The organism is Bacillus cereus group sp. BfR-BA-01330 (assembly GCF_022663885.1).
Taxonomy (GTDB): Bacteria; Bacillota; Bacilli; order Bacillales; family Bacillaceae_G; genus Bacillus_A; species Bacillus_A cereus.
This window is the reverse complement of the sequence record NZ_JAKUGK010000002.1, coordinates 617227-636728: the sequence shown is the minus strand read 5'-3', so window position 1 is coordinate 636728 and position 19502 is coordinate 617227. Positions and strand designations below refer to the sequence as shown.

Here is a 19502-nt window from a genome sequence, read left to right as displayed (position 1 = left end):
CTCCTCTTACGCTTTCGCCTTATAAAGTAAATATAAGAAATACGGTACACCGACAATAGAAATAACGATTCCAACTGGTAGCTCTACAGGTGTAAAAACTGTTTTCGCAATAAAGTCTGAAGCAATTACAAGAAACATTCCGATTACGCCGCACGTAGGAATTATATACTTATGTTGAATACCGACAAGCCTTTTCGCTATATGCGGTGCCATTAAGCCAATAAAACCGATACTCCCTGAAACAGCAACACATGCGCTCACAAGCCCGATACTACTTAATAGTAAAATCGATTTCTCTCTTTCTACTGAAACACCTAAACTTGTAATACTCGTTTCTTCCAATTGAAATAAATCTAATAAATAAGCTTTCTTTTGTATAAGCGGAATTAAGATAATAAGCCATGGTAACATAGCCACAATATACTTCCAGTTTGCACTATATATGCTTCCAGACACCCACACTGCGGCCATTTCAAAATCAGTTGACTTCATTTTGAGTGATAAGTACATAGAAAAGGCTCCAAATCCTGATCCAATTGCAATCCCTGTTAATAAAAGTCGCTGCGAATCTAATTTACCGTTTTTCCAAGAAAACAGATAAATGATGATAGCTGCACCTAATCCGCCTACTAAACCAAACATTGGCATCATCATAATAGAAACCCAGTCTGTGCTTTTTAATTGCCCTTGAAAGAAAAACATAAAAATGACAATCGCTGTTCCTGCTCCGGCATTTACGCCTAAAATACCTGGGTCCGCCAACCCATTTCTCGTAATCCCTTGAATAACGGCACCCGCAACACCAAGGCCTAATCCTACTAATCCAGCAATTACGATGCGCGGAAGGCGAAACTCAAAAATAACTAAATCATGTTCTGGTACTGGATCAATTCTAAACAGTGTTTTAAATATATCTGTAATCGTAATGTCGAACGTACCATTTGTTAAACTAATATAAATAGCACATAGTATTAAAAATATAATAATCCCCATCGTCATTCCGAAACGTTGACTTGAACTTTTAAGCATGTCTCTCTCCTCCTCTAGTACGGATTAAATAAAGGAAGAAAGGAATTCCAATTAAAGAGGTAACGACTCCAATAGGTGTTTCAAATGGATAGTTTACAAATCTACTCAAAACGTCACATAACGCTAAGAAAACGCCACCAATAACACCTGCACATGGCAAAATCCACTTATAATCTACCCCAATTATAAAGCGCGTAATGTGCGGAATAATTAAACCTACAAAACCAACTTTCCCCACTAAAGCAACTGCTGTTCCTGTTAAGAAAATTACCGATAAAATTGCCATCGCTTTAACTAGTTTTGTACGTTGCCCTAAATTAATAGAAACCTCTTCGCCTAATGAAAGAATGGTAATAGATTTTGATATTAACAATGCTAAAATTATTCCAATTATCCCAAACGGTATCGTGATTTTAATGATATTAAGATCTACTTGATCTAACTTTGCATTAAACCAAAAACTAACATTTTGAGAAATTTGGAAATACGAAGCCATTGCAGCCGATACACTACTTAAAAATGTTCCAATAACTGTTCCTATAATCGCTAACCTAACTGGTGATAAGCCATTTTGAAGGAGCGAACCAAAACCAAACACGATACCGGCTCCTAGTGCAGAACCAATCATTGAACATACAACCATACCAATTGATGACATTCCCGGAAGAAAAATCATGCTAAGTGTAATAACAAAGGCAGCGCCATCCGTCACACCCATAATAGAAGGGGATGCAAGATAGTTTCTTGTCATCCCCTGCATAAGTGCTCCTGATATGGCTAGAAATGCTCCGACTAAAAGAGCTGCAACTACCCTTGGTAAACGTGAAGTAATAATAATATTATGATTTACATCGCTTGAATCAAAATGAAATAATGCGTTCCACACTGTTTCAGCGTCAATACTTTTTGCCCCATACAAAATCGAAAGTATAATTGTAAATAAGATGAGTATGGGTGCTATACATAATATAGTTACTGGTACTGCATTTGTTTTCTGCATATCATTCAACGCACCTTACTTATTGTATTATTTAGATAAATTTTTCACGGCTTCTTTTAAGAATGCTGTTTTACTCCAAGCTGTACCACCTTGTGCCATTGGATCTACAACATTTACAAATACTTTCTTTTCCTTCGCAGCATTCATACTTTGCCAAATTGGATTACTTTCAATTTCTTCTAACACTTTCGGGTTTTTATTTTCACTTGCCTCATATTGTAAGAAAATATAATCTGGGTTAAGTTCAGCAAGTTTTTCAAATGAAATTTTCTCTTGTGCTTTTACAGTTTTCAATTGTTCTGGAGCAGTTAGTCCAAGATCTTTATAAATTACAGGGTTGAAGTATACTCCTTCTGGATATAGGAATAATTCGTTTGCTCTTAGTCTTATGACAAGTACTTTTTTATCTTTTAACTTATCTCCTAGTTTTGCTTTTGCTTTTTCAGCGTCCGAATTGTAATCCTTAATAATTTTTTCTGCTTTATCTTTTTTACCAGTTAATTCTCCCATTAACTTTAAGTTATCTTCCCAATTTGTTGAAACGTGTGATACCGGGAATGTAGGAGCTACTTTCGTAAACTTTTCAGCTGTTTCTGCTGGGAATTTCGTACTCGATGTAATAACATCTGGTTTTAATTGTAGTAATGTTTCGAAATTGGGTTGCATTTTCTCACCAACAGATTTAGCACCTTCTAACTCTTTTTCAAGATATTTTGGTAATTTACCACCTACAGTAATGGCACCAACTGGTTTAATTCCAAGTACTGCCGCATCTTCCATTGACTCTAAACTAGCTGTCGCAATTTTATCTACTTTTGCTGGCACTGTATACTCTTTACCTAAATATGTGATTTTTCGTTTTTCATCTTTTTTCGTTTCCGTAGCTTTTGTCTGTTGTTTTTGCTCGCCTGAAGTTTTATCCGCACTATTACATGCCGCTAAACCTACACTTAAAACTGTAACCATCCCTAAAGTAAATAATTTCTTGTTCATCTTTATATGTCTCCTCTCGAATTTTCAAACTATATTCTCAATAAAATTTAACTATATGAACCTTGTCCCATATATATATTTCATTAGATTAATAATTTTATCCAGAACTCATTCCCGTTCACTTCCCCTAGACTATAATTCTTTTACGCCTTCATCACTTGATAATCATTTTCACTGATAATGATTATCGTTACTAAGTATATATTTAATATGAAATTATTTCAAGAATGATTTGAAAAATTTTAACAAACTGAATTAAAAAAAGAAGTATCTCCCTAATATTAGGGAGATACTTCTTTTTTTTAGAAATTTATATGTAATTCAACTGGACAATGGTCTGACCCCATTACTTCACTATTAATTTTCGCTTCTGTTATTTGGTCTTTCATTCTTTCCGAAACAACAAAATAATCTAAACGCCATCCGATATTTTTCGCTCTCGCGCCCATACGATACGACCACCACGAGTATGCACCTTCTTGATTAGGATAAAGGTAACGATATGTATCAATAAATCCTTCTTCTAAAATACATGAAAATTTCTCTCGTTCCTCATCAGAGAATCCAGGATTTTCACGATTACTTTTCGGATTTTTCAAATCGATTTCTTTATGAGCAACATTTAAGTCTCCACAAAAAATAACTGGTTTCTTCTCATCTAATCGTTTGATATAGGACCTGAAATCATCTTCCCATTTCATTCTGTAATCTAATCGTTCTAATCCACGTTTTGAATTTGGTGTATATAACGTTATCATGTAAAAATCTTCGAATTCTAAAGTAATAAGTCGCCCTTCTTGATCATGCTCTTCAATGCCTAAACCATATGTAACTGAAAGCGGTTCTTTTTTCGAAAAAATAGCAGTTCCTGAATATCCTTTTTTCACAGCATAATTCCAGTATGTATAATATCCCTCTAAATTTAAATCAATTTGCCCTTCTTGTAATTTAATCTCTTGTAGACAAAATATGTCAGCACTTGATTCCTCAAGATATTCCAAAAATCCACCTTTTGCGATAACAGCTCGCAAACCATTTACATTCCATGAAATTAACTTCATTTATAGTCCTCCTCTTGATGTTTATTTCCAAATTTCATGCTATCACAAAATAGAAAACAATCATATTTTCACCTTTGTAATCTTGCTCTTACATTTATGAATACATACATACGCACTTTATTCAGGTTATACTAATTTCAGAGGTGATGTTCTATGCACAATGAAGGAGTTACATTAACAAATGAGTATTGGCAAGCAATTATTCATAATGATTCTTCCTATGATAGCAAATTCTTTTATGCTGTGAAATCAACTGGAATCTTTTGCAGACCATCATGCAAATCAAGAATACCGAATAGAAACAATGTACGAATTTTTCATCATGCAGAGCAAGCATTAAGTGAGAACTTTCGCCCGTGCAAACGTTGTAAGCCAAATGGGATCACTTTACCTAATGAAGAGTGGGTAGAACAAATTAAAGACTATATCGAAAAGCATTATGACGAATCCTTAACTCTCGACATGCTTGCGGAAATGTGTCACGGTAGCCCTTTTCATTTACAACGTACTTTCAAAAGAATAATAGGGTTAACTCCTATAGAATATATACAACAATTCAGGGTTCTTAAAGCAACCGAATACCTTTTACACACAAATCAATCTATTAAAGAAATTAGTACTGCTGTCGGGATAGAAAACCCAGAGTATTTCGCAACTTTATTTAAAAAGAAAACCGGATTTACTCCTACTGAATATCGAAAAAAGAACGAAATGAAAGAGGGATACGATAATGAATTCCTACAAAAATAATTATATATATTGGACGCTACTTACACATAAAAATTGGCGATTTCATATTGCTGCAACTGAAAATGGACTATGTTTCATTGGATCACAAGACGAAAACTTTGAAGAATTAAATATATGGGCTAGAAAAAAACTGCCCCAACATATATTGACCCATAGTCCAGATTACTTGCAAATATATACGCAAGAAGTTATCGAGTATTTAGAAAACAAGCGAGAAACTTTTACATTTCCTATCGATGCTTATGGAACTAATTTTCAATTATCTGTTTGGAATACGGTACGTGAAATTCCTTATGGAAAGACATATTCTTATACAGAAATTGCTGAAAGAATTCAAAAACCTAAAGCTGTGCGCGCCGTTGCTTCTGCTATTGCTGCTAACCCTCTTCTTATTACCATTCCTTGTCACCGCGTTATTGGGAAGAATGGGAAACTAACCGGATTTAGGGGTGGATTAGAAATGAAGAAAAAATTGCTTACATTAGAAAAGTTGCAGGTGGAATTCATATGACAGCAGAATATAATAGCGCATTATCTATAGCAGTTCCAAAAGAATTTTGTTTCCAAGAAAATTTACGTTATCTATTACGCTCTAACAATGAATGTATGTTCCATATTGAAGATAACAAAATTTATAAAGTTATCCCTGTTCAAGATGTAAATCCTTTAGTTGAAATTAGTGTGAATACAGATGGGAATATTCAAATACGTTGTTTAGAAGAACCATATACATCTGAAAAATCGATACGTGAAGCTGTAGTTAACTATGTAAAAGAATGGTTTGATTTAACTACTGATTTAGCCCCATTTTATACATTAGCTAAACATGATTTACTCCTTCAAGGACCAATTGAACAATATTATGGCCTTCGTACTTTAGGCATTCCAGACTTATTTGAGGCACTTTCCTGGGGAATTATCGGTCAACAAATTAACCTAACATATGCTTATACACTAAAAAGGAGATTAGTTGAGCAATTTGGAAGTTATGTAGAATGGGACGGTAGAAAGCATTGGATATTCCCATCACCTGAAACAATTGCAAATCTACATGTAGAAGATCTCCAACAATTAAAAATGACGACTAGAAAATGTGAATATTTAATCGGTATTGCGAAGCTTATTACAGAGAGAAAACTATTAAAAGAGGATTTACTGCAAACACAAGATGTAAAGGTTGCTGAGAAACAATTAACTGCTATCCATGGTATAGGGCCATGGACTGCCAACTATGTTTTAATGCGTTGTTTAAGATTTCCTTCGGCTTTTCCAATTGATGATGTTGGTCTGCATAATGCAATTAAATTTATAACAGGTTCCGAAAATAAACCGACAAAAAATGAAATAAAAGATTTCGCGGCAAACTGGGCTAATTGGGAGTCTTATGCGACTTTTTATTTGTGGCGAGTACTATATTAAAAGAACCAAGTAGCACATTCGTACTACTTGGTTCTTTTTTAAGCTTGCTCCTCAAAACGTCTTGCAATTTCCACAATAACTTGAACAGCTTTTTCCATAGTATCTACCGAAACATACTCAAATTTACCGTGATAGTTTTCACCACCAGTGAAAATATTCGGCGTCGGTAATCCCATATATGATAATTGTGATCCATCTGTGCCTCCGCGAATCGGATGAATATTTGGTTCAATGTCTAAACTTTTCATTGCTTCATATGCAATATCAACAATTTCTCTTACCGGTTCAATTTTTTCAAGCATGTTATAGTATTGATCATTCATTTCTAAAACGACTGCATCTTCGCCATATTTTTCTTGCATAGTCTTCACAATATTTTTAACGTTATTTTTACGTGCCTCAAAATTTTCACGATCAAAGTCTCGAATAATATAATACGCTTTACTTTGCTCAACATCACCATTTAAAGAAAGTAAATGATAGAATCCCTCATAGCCTTCTGTATATTCTGGCGCCTCTTCTACTGGTAAATACCCGTTAAACTCCATAGCCAGTTTAGTAGCATTGCGCATTTTATTTTTCGCTGTTCCAGGATGTGTATTCGTTCCGTTAAACGTTAACTTAGCACCTGCAGCATTAAAACTTTCATACTCTAAACCACCTAATGGACCTCCATCCATCGTATAAGCGAATGATGCACCAAACGCTTCTACATCAAAATGCGCTGGCCCACGACCAATTTCTTCATCCGGTGTAAATGCTACTCTTATTTTCCCGTGCTTAATTTGCGGATTATGTATTAAATGGTTCATTGCAACCATAATTTCTGTAAGACCAGCTTTATCATCTGCTCCTAGAAGTGTTGTACCATCAGTTGTAATAATGGTATGTCCTTTATATGATGGTAATTCCGGGAACTGCTCTGGTGTTAACACAACATTTAGCTCTTCATTTAACGTAATTGCATTACCATCAAAATTTTCATGAATTTGTGGTTTGACGTTTTTCCCTGTAAAGTCTGTTGCCGTATCTAAATGGGCTAAAAATCCGATTACAGGAACATCCTTGTCCGTATTAGCTGGAAGTGTTGCCATTACATAGCCATTATCATCCATCGTTACTTCTGTTAAACCAATTTCTTTTAGCTCTTCCACTAATAACTTACCAAACTCAATTTGTCCTGGTGTTGTTGGTACTGTATGACTTTCTTCATTTGATTGCGTATCAATTTTTACATATCTCGTAAATCTTTCAATAAGTTCTTGTTTCAAGTTCATTCACTCCCTTTTATGTTCCTCCCTCCATTATAATCCTTAAAACGAAATATTTTAACTTTTTTGACTGTGAAGATGTATATTTCATTTACATTGTTAACACTTTTACATAACAAAAAGAATATTAGTGAACATATTTAAAGTACAGCTTAATACAAATAAATTCACCCTATTTACGACTCTCATCGCAAATAGGGTGTTTCTGTTTTTATCTCGCAATTTAAGAATATATACTACTCATTTACAATAAAAGTATATACATCATCATAAATACAGCCATTTACTTTAATCACATACTTCCCAGGTTTATTAAAACTAATTGTGTATTTATTTAACTGAATTGCTTCTTTATCTCCAGAAAGAATATCAATGCTTCTGCCACTTAATACATACAATTCATTTAGATTCATCGTTACATCAATTGTATTGAAATTTTCTACTTTCACTTGCTGTGCTTCCGCAACGCTTACACTTGGTTCTAAAAACAGTAATCCACTTAATCCAATCGTCCCCGCTAAAGCAACTCCCGCAAACTTTTTAATCTGTTTCATTACAATGACCTCCTTATAGATTTTACGTAAAGGCAATGTCCTCCCTTACACCACAAAGCCTATATGTAATGAAATGAAAAGTAAACGGGGACTGTAAGACAAAATTCTACATCTTTTTCTCCTATTGAATATAAATCCAACGTTTGGAATTTTGGCACATTTAAAATTGTTTCCCTAAACCAATTTCTCCATAATTTATTCAAAGACTGAATAATTACTTATTTATTTAACATTCTAACAATAGTTGATAAAGATGCTTTCTATTCAAAAAAAGACTTTGCTATAAAAGTAACTTTTACAACAAAATCCATGCAACTAATTTTATTCAGCTTTCCATAATCTCTCTACATTCATTAATTGTTCTTCTTTAAATTCCATCTTATATATATCCGGTTTTGACGTATTCATTAAAAATTCAAAACCATATTGTTTATCAAAATAGTTCATCATTAATGTCATGACAAGCCCATGTGTACCAATTACAATTTTGCATCCTCGAAAATCCATTAAGATTTCTTTTAATACTTTCACTACTCTTCTCTGGCAATCTGCATATGACTCTCCTTCCGTTCGTGCAAAGTCCGGATTAGAGAACATCTTCTGTACAAGTGGATACACCTCTTTGTCTGATATAACCTGATCCTCACTTGAAAACATACACTCTTTAAGATTTTCATATACTACTATTTCTTTTTCATGGAAATTAGCTGACTCCTCTATCGTTAGCATAGCCCGATTATAAGGACTGGAAATAAAAGTATCAATCCTCTCCGCTTTTAATATGTCAGTTACTCTACGGGCATCCATATGTCCCCTCTCAGTTAATCCACGCATTCTTTCATTTCCTTCTAGTTTTGGTGATTCACCATGTCTAACCATATAAATATATGTGCTCATAATTTCTCCTTAAAATTTTTTATAAAGTGAAACTTTAATCAGCCCTCACTAATCGGGCTGCCCGGCAAATAGCGAGATAAGTTAATAAATCACGTTCATTTATCCCATTTCAACACTTAGGGGTAATACTAAAATACTTTATAAACTGTGCTGATTTGTTCGTCTAATCCATTCTCCTACTAAACTCTCAAATAATTCAGGCTGCTCAATTTGCAAATTATGCCCTGCCATATCTAACACTGCTAATGTTGCCCTTGGATATTCTTCAATAATTTCTATAATATTTTGATAACCTACTGATATATCTTGTCTTCCAGTCAGTAAAAGAACGGGATTTTCATATTTTTCATGCTGAAAATCCATAGTAAGAGAGTAATTCTTTTGCAACCTTTCAATAAATTCATAATTAGCAACATCTAACCCAGGCTTAATTTCTTCTTTAAATCGCTTATATGTATATTCATTTGCTATTACAGCTAACTCACAAAACTCCTCTCTTTCTGTGGAAGTGAGCGTATTTAAAAATTCCTCATCTTGTACAATTACCTGTTTATCTGGAAGAATCCTTTTTTCTGGCTCCGCTACAACAACAGGACATACTAATAGTAATCCGCTAACTCTCTCAAACATCTTTGCAAGTATACCTTTGGCTAAATAGCCTCCATATGATTCTCCTACCAATAAAAATTTTTCAGTAGAAATGATTTCCTCAATAAATGTGATAAGCACTTCTACTATACGATCTGAACTATTTATCCAATTTGGAGCATTCGATTTTCCCATTCCAGGTAAATCAATATATATTCGCTTATAACCTTCATATTTCTGAAATACTGATTCCATACATTTCATCATTAACCTATGGTCAGGGGCGCAGCCATGTATGATAATGACCGGTTTACCCTCTCCCACAATTTCATAGTATATTTCTGAATCTTTAATTCGATATATCATAAAAAAGCCTCCCTATTTAGTGGCAATACTATTCCACTCTGTAAGAATACACGTTCTTATTTTATATCTTTTCTCAACATTTTCACAAATATTAATCTTCAGATTAAAAATAAAAAGCTCACCAAAAAAAGATACTCATCATTTTATATGCAATTTTGCATCTCCACTTACAAATCACTAAAAAAACTTTACAATTCAAAGGATGACTAAATATACAATTTCTATTTAAAGTCTTGATACAGTCTATACTATCAACCGCAATATTTTTTCAACCTTAAGAATACTTACACTCTTTAACACTTTCCTTATAAACATGATTTTTATAAGGAAATCTGATACAATTCTTAAATAATATTATTATGTATAGATATAACGAACATAGTGCATAATTAAAGAAGGTGATTTCATTGAAATTAAATAAAAATTTACAATTATGTATATTAATCGGAACATTAATATGCTATTCAATCTATTTTATGTTTTTCTATCTGTTCCCTACTCATTTTTCAAATTCAGATGTACGCTTCGCTTCACTTGTCGTTGAAGCCATTACATTTGTATCACTGATTTACTCTATATATTCTAAAAAAGTCAGTTCAAATCCGTTTTGGATATGTATTACAATAGCAATTGGTAGTTTTTTATTAGGGAAAATAGTATATACATATCAAGATAGCTTCTTCGAAATTCCAATACATCGTTTTACGGTTTCTGATGTATTTTACATGTTTTTTCTATTTTTCTGTCTTATCGCTTTCTGCTATAAAATCTTAAAGGAATGCAATAAATGGGAAAAAGCGTTCTTTATTTGTGATATATGCATAGTGCTTACTTCCATATTTACATTAGAATGGTATTTATTTAATCAACCAAATTTAAATATATTCGCTCTTTCACTAGGAGATGTTTTCCTTTCATTTTTATACCCAATTGCAGATTTATTATTTCTACTGCTAGGTGTTAGTCTCTTTTTCCGTCCAACAATTTTTAATTCCAAACGGAAAATTTATATCTTTATTTTTGTATTAATAAGTTCTGCAACTTTTAACTATATTTATTTTTACTTAAATAACCACTTATCAACTGAAACGATAATATTATTACGTCTTTTATATAGAATACCTATATTACTTATTGCAATAGCTGGCTCTATTTCAGAAGATCATAATAGCCATAAAAATTATTTCCTTGTAAACCCTATAATAGGAAAAAAAGCTTTAGTTGTATTTCCCTATCTTGCTGTTGCAATACTAATCGGGTTTACATTAAAAGAACAAACATCATCTTCAACTCTCATTACAGGAAATTGTATTACTTTTATTTTCGTACTCATTCGTCATTCTATCGTACGTATGCAAAACAATTCCTTAACAAAACGTTTGCAGGCATTTAATGCCCAACTAGAAGAAAAAGTTACTTTACGGACTTCTGATTTAGTTCATAAATCAGAGGCTCTTTCTCAAAAACAACAAAAATTCAAATCATTATATGAATATCATCCTGACCCTATTTTCACCATTGATTTAAATGGAATATTCTTAAATGTAAATAAGGCTGGGAGTGTACTACTTGGAGCACCAACAGATGAGTTACTCGGTGAAACTTGTTTTTCGATTATTTTAGATGAAGATAAGCATAAGCTAGCATTGGCGTTAGAGAAAGTGAAACAACAAGAATCGGCATCCTTACAACTTAGTTCTCAATATAAAGATGGCTTTACTTATTTTTTATACGTTACAATCATTCCTATTATAATAGACGGACAAATTTCAGGAAGCTATATTATGGTGAAAGATATTACTGCACTAAAAAAACAGCAAGAAGAAATAAAATATTTAGCATTCCATGACACTGTAACGAAAATTGGTAACCGTGCCTTTTTCCATAAGAAATTAAAGAGAGTTATAAAAAATGCTGAAATAACAGAAAGCGAGTTTGCATTATTATATTTAGATTTAGATCGCTTTAAAGCAATTAACGATACACTTGGACATTCATCAGGAGACTACATATTAGAAGAAGTAGCAAAGCGCTTCCAATCATGTCTTCCATCACATACTCATCTTTCAAGAATCGGTGGCGATGAATTTACAATCATAATTGAAAACTATACTGACGAAGATTACTTATTCCAATTATGTAACCAATTATTTAAATGCATGAAAAAGTCATTTATCATACATGAGCATAAATTAACTTTATCACTGAGTATCGGCATCGCTATTTATCCACATTCCGGAATCGATACCGCTACACTTCTGAAAAACGCTAATGTTGCAATGTATGATGCAAAAGCAAAAGAACTTAACTCTGTATCTATTTATGACGATGTAATCGCTAAAAAAATTGAAAGACGATTGCGATTAGAAAAAGATTTACCAAACGCACTACAAAATGAAGAATTGTTCCTTTTGTATCAACCTCAAGTTGATAGTGAATCTAATAAAATTATCGGTGCAGAAGCTTTAATTAGGTGGAATCATCCTGAATTAGGTATTATTTCTCCATACGAGTTTATTCCGATTGCAGAAGAAACACTACAAATTATTTCAATAGGTAAATGGACATTAGAGCAGGCTTGTAAACAAATGAAACGTTGGCACGTACTCGGATATTCACATTTAAAAATAGGTGTAAATTTATCTGCTAAGGAATTTGAACAAGAGGATTTTGTAAAATCTATTTCTTCTACTTTAACAAATACAGGTTTACCAGCAAGCTCTCTTGATCTTGAATTAACAGAGCGAATTGCAATGATGGATGAGCGAGAAACATTGATAAAACTGCGTACACTAAAAAGTTTAGGGATTCACATTTCTATCGACGATTTTGGTACAGGTTATTCTTCGCTAGCCTACTTACCTTTGTATCCAATTGATACGTTAAAAATCCCGAGAGAATTTATTACAATGTCTGAAACATGTGATGATGGAATGGAAATTATTAAAACGATCATCACATTAGCAAATACATTAGGAATGTCTGTCATTGCTGAAGGTGTAGAAACGAAAGAGCACGTAAATTTCCTTCAAAAAAATAAATGTCAGTTTATTCAAGGTTATTATTACAGTAAACCTATTCATATTCATGCATTTACTGAGCTATTAGAAAACGGCATTCACCCATAGTACATAACTAATTAGAACAAATATAGCAAAAAGGAAAGAAGATACCTTCTTTCCTTTTGTTTTTCTATTTACATTTCTATTACTTCACCACTTCATTTATTATATCTATTATTTGATGAATTCCCTCATCATTTGTTTTCTTATATCCATTCATGTTTTGAATATATTTCTCCTTATTTGTATACAACTTATTTACTGCATGTATAAATGTATTCGTACTTACTCTGTCTTGGAGTATAACTTCCGCATATCCTTGCCGTGAAAAATATTCAGCATTTAAAACTTGATCTCCCCTACTGGAACTGTTAGTTAACGGGATAAGCAACATCGGTTTCTTCAAAAATAACAATTCAGAAATAGCAGTAGAACCCGCTCTAGAAACTACAACACTTGCCATATTTAGTATATGCGGCAACTCGTCGCCTATATATTCAAATTGCATATATCCCTCCATGCCAATAGATGGGTCTACCTTCCCTTTACCACATATATGAATAATATTAAAGTTTAATAGTATTGTATCTAAACATTCCCTTACCATATCATTTATCCACTTAGCACCTTGACTCCCACCCATAATTAATAATACTGGTTTATCTTGCTGAAATTCACAATATCTTCTTCCTCGTAATACGTTACCCTTCTCAATTTCTTCCCTTACAATTGGTCCTACATAAACCTTCTTCTCATTACTTACATTTTCTCCTGTCTGAGGAAATGTTGTGCATAGCTTTGTAGCAAAAGGTAATGCTATTTTATTGGCAAGCCCTAATGTGCTATCTGGTTCACGTATAATTATAGGCACACGATTTAACCATGCTCCTATAGCTACAGGAACTGAAACAAATCCTCCTGCTGAAAAGATAACGTCAGGCTTTGTTTTCTTAATTAAATTATAACTTTGTAAACAACCGCGTATAATTTTAAAAGGATCTTTAAAATTCTCCCAATCCCAATATCTCCTAAGCTTTCCCGTTGAAACACTATTGTATTTTACATTTTGCACTAATGATTTTTCAATTCCATTTTTGGATCCAATATACTCGACTCTCCAGCCTTTCTCTATAAATTTAGGAATTAATACAATATTAATCATAACGTGTCCGGCTGTACCGCCCCCAGTAAAAAGAATCGTTTTGCTCATAACTTATACCCACCTTTATTATTAAAAATCTAGCTTTCTCTTTACCTTTTAAATGTAAATAAACTTATTATTTTTTATATAAATCTTTAACTCCACCTCTATATCTTGTAAAAGATCGTTAATGAGTTCATAAAAATCATTTCCATACTCACTACACTCGTATTGAGCAAAGATTTGAATCACATATCTAGTTTCCGTCTCTAATGCTGACTTTATTCGATTAACCCTTTTTTCTTCTACATACGCTTGATATTTATGTATTGCCTCATAAATAAGCAATACATGCGCTTCTTCATCTCTCCAGTCCAGCGTATCAACAATTGAAAGAAATAGCGTATTTTGATTATCTATTACTTCATAACCATTCATATATTTCTTACACCCTTTTTTGTTTTTCATTGCACGCAGATGTCACTACACTTCGCATACTCAAGTACATCTTTTAATGATTGATGAAATTCAATTTCTGGGATCCAACCTAAATTTTTTATTTCCTCTGTTGCTAAACTCTCATTTGAGTCGCTCCCACTTTTCTCTGTTTCCTCTATAAAAAAATTTAGCTGTGTTAATTCTTTATATTGTTCTAGTACATCTAATAAAGATCGTTTTACTCCTGATCCGATATTATATTGTTTTCCATTTATTCCATCTCGTAATAACACATGATACGCTTTGACCGCATCACGTACATCTAGAAAATCTCTACTATCTTTCAAACTGTTTACTTCGATAATAGCCTTACTTCTACCTGATTCTATATCTATTATTTTCTTTGCGAGAATCGAACAAATACCATTCGATACCCCTGGACCAATTAAGTTTGAGGGCTTTGCAATGATAATATTTGAATCCATTAATCCTCCCCAAGCCTCTGCAATAATGACTTGCATCGTTTTACTTAAACTATATGGATTTGAAATTTTCATTTCGTTCATACTATCTGCTTGCAAAGCAGATCCTATAACTAATGTTCTACAATGCGAGGCTTCTTGCTTAATTGCTTCTAATAAATATAACGTTCCTATTACATTAATCTCTATATACTCAAGAGCAGCTGTCCAAGATTCTATAACCGAATTCCTTCCCGCTAAATGCAATACGTAGTCTGGCTTTATTTGTTTCATTACCTTCATTACTTCGCTCTTATTAGTTAAATTACACGTAATACCATTTCTAATTTTTTCTCTATGTGCACGATTTTGAAACATAGGAATTACATGAAAGCCCTGCTCTAAAAAATAGTGGCAAGCATGGCGGCCTGTGAAACCATTTGCACCAGTTATTAAAAGGCTCGCATTTTTTTTCATCGCAAAAACCCTCCTTTTAATAGCATTTGTTTCACCTCATGTTTTGCAAGTAAATCTTGTTGAGAACTAAAATTCTTCCCATCCACTAGCGGATAGCTAGAATAATATTCTTGAAGTCCTTCGATAGGAATCGTCGGTAGTACCACAAAATAATTTTGATCAAAACTTATACTTGTTTTACTCTCTACCTCAGATAGAAGCATTTCACTTAATTTTTCACCCGGTCTTATCCCTACCTCTTTCACCTTAATATTTTCTTTTTTTGAATCTTCAATTAATATTTCCGCTAAATCTGTTATTTTACATGCCGGCATTTTCATAACAAAGATTTCCCCGCCTCTACCTTGAGATACGGCTTTAAATAACAATCCAACAGCATCTTCAACTGTTAAGAAAAATCTAGTCATATTCGCATCGGTAATTCCTACTTCTGAAGATCTTTTAATTTGTTGTTTAAAAAGCGGTACTACACTTCCACTCGTTCCTAAAACATTTCCACCACGAACACAAATGAATTTTGTTTTCTTCGTTTGTATATTCGCATGAACCATTAATTTTTCACCAATTGCTTTTGTCATCCCATACGTATTTGATGGATCAGCTGCTTTATCCGTTGAAACATATATAACTTTTTCAACTTGCATCTGTGTAGAGGCTTCAATTACATTTTGCGTACCATGTATGTTAGTTTTTATAGCTTCATAAGGATAATACTCACATACTGGAACGTGTTTTAAAGCTGCAAGATGGAATACATAATGTACACCTTGGCATGCATAGACTAGTTGATCTTTATCACGAATATCTCCAATAATAAATTTTAGCCTATCATCATTTATAAACTGTTGCTGCATTTCAAACTGAACCGTTTCATTTCTTGAAAAAACTCTAATTTCTTTCGGTGATTTTTCTAATAGTTGTTTTATAAGTTCATGCCCCCACGAACCTGTACCACCAGTAATTAAAATTATTTTATTTAACATTCCTTTTCCTCCTACGAAACATCTCAATTTAAATAATATTTATTGAATTATTTTCAATTGATTCAAATCATAATCGTCGTTTGTTACATTTAATTGACAAAATAAAAAAACAGAAACTATTAAACTTAGTTTCTGTTTTTCATTTCACCTCACAACAGTAAGATTTTCCATACTGTTTGCATGATAAATAAATTCCTTGTAAAAAAACACCGCTCATTTATTTCTTATACTCGTAATAAAATAAATAGAATGATTCATAGCCAATAATCATGTTTAAATTTATGAAAAAGGGAGGTAACGGAATGGACCGAAACAATTCATATCATACATATAACGGACCTTCCAAAGCACTGCCTCTCTCCCTATTCGATGTAAAAAATGAATTGAAACAAAAAAGCAAACTTATTCCTTCTGATACCATGTATAAATTAACGAAAGAAGAGCAACTCATCATCAACAAAATAAAAATACAAACAGAACAGCTAAATAAAAATAATGTTACAAGAACACGCGCATACTACCAATTTTACATTCAATATCCAGAAATACATTGGGCACTGCTTGGACATATGGTATCACGTAACGGCGGTTGGAATATGACTGATTTAAAGGGGGATTTATATACGAGAATTTTATCAGAGAAAGATCAATTCATATTTTTTTCTTTTTTAGAAAAAGGGAATTGGCTTATTTTCCAAGATGTATACCCTCAATTTTTACTTTACGAACAAAGTATAAAGAGATCACAAAAGTTATTTCACCTTCTCCCTCACCTAAATGTTTCTACATTTATGGAAACGATGTGGCACCATTTTTGGAAAACAGGTAACAAAAAAACTTTAGCGATTGCCACTATTATTAATGAACAAAACTACTTAGAAAAAAGAGTGATTCAAAATGTACAATTTAAAAAGACTGTACTAAATAGTATTGGATTTAAACTCTTTGATTTCTTTCAGTTTAATCATATTCTTTTCCCATTCTACGAAAATGATAAGAAACAAAAAGTATTACTATTTGGTGATACAATGAAACATTTCACTTCCTTACATGAACGGATATTAATTGGAAAAAGATTGTACTCATTATTATTTCGAGATACACATGTTTTATCTCAAATAATAAGCTGGGCTCAACACCATCCACATACAGGATCAAGGAAAGATTACTGGCCCCATTTATTTTCAAGTGTAAATGAATCTTTTTCCCGTGAGTTTTATAAGCGCCGAATAAAGAAATGCCAGTTACGAAATGGCGCTTATCGCATATACAGCCCTGCACTCATCTATGCATGGCGAGATATGAAGCATGAAGAAGTTGACAGTGAAGATTGGTTTACCGATTGGCAAGTTGTAAATTACTTAGTTGATAAGGAGGAAAATATAAATGGACAAATTACAGAAGACTACTGCAAAACACTCGAAAAAATTGAACTCGCCATTCTCGCAAAGAAAAATGTCCTCCTCCGAGAAGAAGAATGAGTTTCTAGCATTAGTAGTTACAATCTTTCTCTCTTCTATTATTGGAACTTGCTTAGATGCCTTTTTTGTTCATAAACAAATATATTCCTTTCCGGCTAGGCCCTTCTCATCCACATTTTCGGTTAATATAGCTTTTACATTGTTCGTACTGCCGATTTTAACAGTTATCTTTATACACATTTCAAAAAAATTATCTAACGTTTCTAGAATTTTATTTATTATTTCAATCGGTATTTGTGCTAGCCTTTTTGAACAGATTGCTGAAAGTTTAGGTTTATTTGTACATAACGCGAATTGGAACCATACATATTCTTTATTTGGTTATATGATTTTTCATTCTTTTATTTGGAACGTATATAATTGGATAAAAAAATAAAGAGACCATTATAGGTCCCTTCTTAAGCATACTCTTCCGTTATTGCTAATGGTGCCAATGTTTGAAGGCTTTTAGAGCGTAAACGATAGGCAACGACTTTCTTCTTATATTGCTTAATGACATCAACATGTTCTTCATAGCTATATAGCGAAAATCTAATCTCTTTATTCCCTTTCTTCGTATCAATGACTATGGGTGTCCCTTCTCCGTGCGGCGGGAAATAATGTTTATCTAAAAACAAAGCCTCATTAAATTCATGAATAACTTGTAGTTTCATTTCTCCCTCTATATTTTTTCCATCTATCGATATAGAAGTATTTTCCGCCTCAAGCTTTTGATGCAATTCAAATTTACTAATAATTGATTCCACAACAGAAGTGGGCATGCTAGAAACTAATACTTTAATAGCTCCAAAAACAAATAATGTAACTATAAACCATGTTGTCATTGTTATCATCTCCATTACATTTAAAAAATAAATTTCGTTCCATACGGTATTAGTATACTAATGAGTATTCCAGTTACAATCATCGTTACCGAACCGATTGTCGCCTCTTTCTCGCCTTCCTTCACGAGACGGCTCACACCGATAATATGTGATGCACAGCCCATTCCAACTCCTTTTCCAATCGTACTTGTTATACTGAAAAACTTAAGTACTGTTGGTCCGATAATAGCGCCTGTTATTCCTGCAACAACTACAAAACTAGAAGTCATAGATGGAATACCACCAATTTGATCCGCTAATGATAGGGCAATAGGCATCGTTGCTAACTGTGGTAAAGTAGTTAATATAAGTTCCTTATCTATATTTAAAATTCCGCCAATCACTACATTCATACTCGTTACAGCCACTATACCTATCACTACTCCAATAAGTACCGATAAAAAATTTTTCATAAGTATCTTTCGCTCTTTAAATAGAGGTATGGCTAATGCTACAATTGCAGGGCTCAATAAGCTTGAAAGAATGTCTCCTCCATTTTCCCTATACTCATGATGAGAAATACCAAAAATGAAAAATAAACAAATCATAATTGCCGTAACTGTTAACACCGGTAACGTAAATGCAAACGTAAATTTTTTATATAGCTTTGTCGCCAAGAAATAAATTGCTACAGTAATAATAATTAAGACCATTTGAATCGTGCACCT

The 19502-nt window shown here is 33.0% G+C and carries 20 protein-coding genes; 6 read left to right on the top strand and 14 right to left on the bottom strand.

Annotated elements, in window-relative coordinates; all coding sequences use genetic code 11:
• Positions 1-6: 6 nt before the first annotated feature.
• From MR112_RS09070 to MR112_RS09055, 4 genes are all read right to left on the bottom strand, one after another.
• Complete coding sequence (locus MR112_RS09070; RefSeq protein ID WP_000920438.1) at positions 7-1029, bottom strand: FecCD family ABC transporter permease; 1023 nt, start codon at positions 1027-1029, stop codon at positions 7-9.
• On the bottom strand, positions 1022-2029 hold the full coding sequence (locus MR112_RS09065; protein ID WP_001173041.1) for a FecCD family ABC transporter permease: 1008 nt from the start codon (positions 2027-2029) through the stop codon (positions 1022-1024). Before MR112_RS09065 ends, MR112_RS09070 begins: the two co-directional genes overlap by 8 nt.
• Positions 2030-2056: 27 nt before the next feature.
• A complete protein-coding gene (locus tag MR112_RS09060; RefSeq protein WP_001035506.1) occupies positions 2057-3022 on the bottom strand; it encodes an iron-hydroxamate ABC transporter substrate-binding protein in 966 nt (321 codons plus the stop codon).
• Positions 3023-3324: 302 nt separating this feature from the next.
• Positions 3325-4083, bottom strand: coding sequence for an exodeoxyribonuclease III (locus tag MR112_RS09055; protein ID WP_000767620.1), 759 nt, complete (start codon positions 4081-4083; stop codon positions 3325-3327).
• A gap of 153 nt (positions 4084-4236) precedes the next feature.
• On the opposite strand from MR112_RS09055, the gene MR112_RS09050 reads away from it, so the two are divergent.
• Genes MR112_RS09050 through MR112_RS09040 form a run of 3 tightly spaced genes read left to right on the top strand, consistent with a single transcriptional unit; the run spans position 4237 to position 6252 of the window.
• Positions 4237-4833, top strand: a complete 597-nt coding sequence (locus MR112_RS09050; protein WP_000551322.1) for a bifunctional transcriptional activator/DNA repair enzyme AdaA — start codon at positions 4237-4239, stop codon at positions 4831-4833.
• Complete coding sequence (locus MR112_RS09045; RefSeq protein WP_001089840.1) at positions 4814-5344, top strand: methylated-DNA--[protein]-cysteine S-methyltransferase; 531 nt, start codon at positions 4814-4816, stop codon at positions 5342-5344. The genes MR112_RS09050 and MR112_RS09045 overlap by 20 nt, the downstream gene beginning before the upstream one ends.
• Positions 5341-6252, top strand: a complete 912-nt coding sequence (locus MR112_RS09040) for a DNA-3-methyladenine glycosylase 2 (protein ID WP_242244890.1) — start codon at positions 5341-5343, stop codon at positions 6250-6252. Before MR112_RS09045 ends, MR112_RS09040 begins: the two co-directional genes overlap by 4 nt.
• A gap of 38 nt (positions 6253-6290) precedes the next feature.
• On the opposite strand, the gene pepT is transcribed toward MR112_RS09040, so the two are convergent.
• From pepT to MR112_RS09020, 4 genes are all read right to left on the bottom strand, one after another.
• Positions 6291-7523 carry a peptidase T gene (pepT, locus tag MR112_RS09035; protein ID WP_000807014.1) on the bottom strand — a complete coding sequence of 411 codons (1233 nt, stop codon included), beginning with the start codon at positions 7521-7523 and terminating at the stop codon, positions 6291-6293.
• Between the two features lie 236 nt (positions 7524-7759).
• Positions 7760-8077, bottom strand: a complete 318-nt coding sequence (locus tag MR112_RS09030; protein WP_000809495.1) for a hypothetical protein — start codon at positions 8075-8077, stop codon at positions 7760-7762.
• A gap of 321 nt (positions 8078-8398) precedes the next feature.
• Positions 8399-8974 (bottom strand): histidine phosphatase family protein, encoded by a 576-nt coding sequence (locus MR112_RS09025; protein ID WP_000109179.1) that lies wholly within the window; start codon positions 8972-8974, stop codon positions 8399-8401.
• Positions 8975-9112: 138 nt separating this feature from the next.
• On the bottom strand, positions 9113-9928 hold the full coding sequence (locus MR112_RS09020; RefSeq protein WP_000640346.1) for an alpha/beta fold hydrolase: 816 nt from the start codon (positions 9926-9928) through the stop codon (positions 9113-9115).
• Positions 9929-10335: 407 nt separating this feature from the next.
• Between MR112_RS09020 and MR112_RS09015 the strand changes: the two genes are divergently transcribed.
• A complete protein-coding gene (locus tag MR112_RS09015; protein ID WP_000773558.1) occupies positions 10336-13056 on the top strand; it encodes a sensor domain-containing protein in 2721 nt (906 codons plus the stop codon).
• A gap of 79 nt (positions 13057-13135) precedes the next feature.
• Here the strand turns inward: MR112_RS09015 and MR112_RS09010 are convergent, their stop codons facing one another.
• The 4 genes from MR112_RS09010 to MR112_RS08995 are packed head-to-tail and all read right to left on the bottom strand — an operon-like array spanning position 13136 to position 16490.
• Positions 13136-14200 carry an undecaprenyldiphospho-muramoylpentapeptide beta-N-acetylglucosaminyltransferase gene (locus MR112_RS09010; protein ID WP_000047562.1) on the bottom strand — a complete coding sequence of 355 codons (1065 nt, stop codon included), beginning with the start codon at positions 14198-14200 and terminating at the stop codon, positions 13136-13138.
• 48 nt (positions 14201-14248) lie between these two features.
• Positions 14249-14599, bottom strand: a complete 351-nt coding sequence (locus MR112_RS09005) for a DUF6572 domain-containing protein (protein ID WP_002164458.1) — start codon at positions 14597-14599, stop codon at positions 14249-14251.
• On the bottom strand, positions 14596-15507 hold the full coding sequence (locus tag MR112_RS09000; protein ID WP_000739078.1) for an SDR family oxidoreductase: 912 nt from the start codon (positions 15505-15507) through the stop codon (positions 14596-14598). The genes MR112_RS09005 and MR112_RS09000 overlap by 4 nt, the downstream gene beginning before the upstream one ends.
• Complete coding sequence (locus tag MR112_RS08995) at positions 15504-16490, bottom strand: UDP-N-acetylglucosamine 4,6-dehydratase family protein (RefSeq protein ID WP_086401001.1); 987 nt, start codon at positions 16488-16490, stop codon at positions 15504-15506. The genes MR112_RS09000 and MR112_RS08995 overlap by 4 nt, the downstream gene beginning before the upstream one ends.
• Before the next feature lie 302 nt (positions 16491-16792).
• On the opposite strand from MR112_RS08995, the gene MR112_RS08990 reads away from it, so the two are divergent.
• Both MR112_RS08990 and MR112_RS08985 read left to right on the top strand, forming a co-directional pair.
• Complete coding sequence (locus MR112_RS08990; RefSeq protein WP_242244889.1) at positions 16793-17971, top strand: DUF2515 domain-containing protein; 1179 nt, start codon at positions 16793-16795, stop codon at positions 17969-17971.
• Positions 17946-18347 (top strand): CBO0543 family protein, encoded by a 402-nt coding sequence (locus MR112_RS08985; protein ID WP_033666325.1) that lies wholly within the window; start codon positions 17946-17948, stop codon positions 18345-18347. Before MR112_RS08990 ends, MR112_RS08985 begins: the two co-directional genes overlap by 26 nt.
• A gap of 22 nt (positions 18348-18369) precedes the next feature.
• Here MR112_RS08985 and MR112_RS08980 read toward each other — a convergent pair whose 3' ends face one another.
• Both MR112_RS08980 and MR112_RS08975 read right to left on the bottom strand, forming a co-directional pair.
• A complete protein-coding gene (locus MR112_RS08980; RefSeq protein ID WP_000214634.1) occupies positions 18370-18795 on the bottom strand; it encodes a YfmQ family protein in 426 nt (141 codons plus the stop codon).
• 20 nt (positions 18796-18815) lie between these two features.
• Entirely contained in the window at positions 18816-19487 is a 672-nt protein-coding gene (locus MR112_RS08975) for an LrgB family protein (protein ID WP_242244888.1), read from the bottom strand.
• Positions 19488-19502: the final 15 nt, after the last annotated feature.

Excerpts from the sequence above, each read along its gene's own strand:
- MR112_RS09070 (WP_000920438.1), bottom strand. The coding sequence starts at position 1,029 with ATGCTTAAAAGTTCAAGTCAACGTTTCGGAATGACGATGGGGATTATT.
- MR112_RS08990 (WP_242244889.1), top strand. The coding sequence starts at position 16,793 with ATGGACCGAAACAATTCATATCATACATATAACGGACCTTCCAAAGCA.
- MR112_RS09050 (WP_000551322.1), top strand. The coding sequence starts at position 4,237 with ATGCACAATGAAGGAGTTACATTAACAAATGAGTATTGGCAAGCAATT.
- MR112_RS09020 (WP_000640346.1), bottom strand. The coding sequence starts at position 9,928 with ATGATATATCGAATTAAAGATTCAGAAATATACTATGAAATTGTGGGA.
- MR112_RS09040 (WP_242244890.1), top strand. The coding sequence starts at position 5,341 with ATGACAGCAGAATATAATAGCGCATTATCTATAGCAGTTCCAAAAGAA.
- MR112_RS09055 (WP_000767620.1), bottom strand. The coding sequence starts at position 4,083 with ATGAAGTTAATTTCATGGAATGTAAATGGTTTGCGAGCTGTTATCGCA.
- MR112_RS09025 (WP_000109179.1), bottom strand. The coding sequence starts at position 8,974 with ATGAGCACATATATTTATATGGTTAGACATGGTGAATCACCAAAACTA.
- MR112_RS09000 (WP_000739078.1), bottom strand. The coding sequence starts at position 15,507 with ATGAAAAAAAATGCGAGCCTTTTAATAACTGGTGCAAATGGTTTCACA.
- MR112_RS09010 (WP_000047562.1), bottom strand. The coding sequence starts at position 14,200 with ATGAGCAAAACGATTCTTTTTACTGGGGGCGGTACAGCCGGACACGTT.
- MR112_RS09030 (WP_000809495.1), bottom strand. The coding sequence starts at position 8,077 with ATGAAACAGATTAAAAAGTTTGCGGGAGTTGCTTTAGCGGGGACGATT.
- MR112_RS08995 (WP_086401001.1), bottom strand. The coding sequence starts at position 16,490 with ATGTTAAATAAAATAATTTTAATTACTGGTGGTACAGGTTCGTGGGGG.
- MR112_RS09045 (WP_001089840.1), top strand. The coding sequence starts at position 4,814 with ATGAATTCCTACAAAAATAATTATATATATTGGACGCTACTTACACAT.
- MR112_RS08975 (WP_242244888.1), bottom strand. The coding sequence starts at position 19,487 with ATGGTCTTAATTATTATTACTGTAGCAATTTATTTCTTGGCGACAAAG.
- MR112_RS08980 (WP_000214634.1), bottom strand. The coding sequence starts at position 18,795 with ATGACAACATGGTTTATAGTTACATTATTTGTTTTTGGAGCTATTAAA.
- MR112_RS09065 (WP_001173041.1), bottom strand. The coding sequence starts at position 2,029 with ATGCAGAAAACAAATGCAGTACCAGTAACTATATTATGTATAGCACCC.
- MR112_RS08985 (WP_033666325.1), top strand. The coding sequence starts at position 17,946 with ATGTCCTCCTCCGAGAAGAAGAATGAGTTTCTAGCATTAGTAGTTACA.
- MR112_RS09005 (WP_002164458.1), bottom strand. The coding sequence starts at position 14,599 with ATGAAAAACAAAAAAGGGTGTAAGAAATATATGAATGGTTATGAAGTA.
- MR112_RS09060 (WP_001035506.1), bottom strand. The coding sequence starts at position 3,022 with ATGAACAAGAAATTATTTACTTTAGGGATGGTTACAGTTTTAAGTGTA.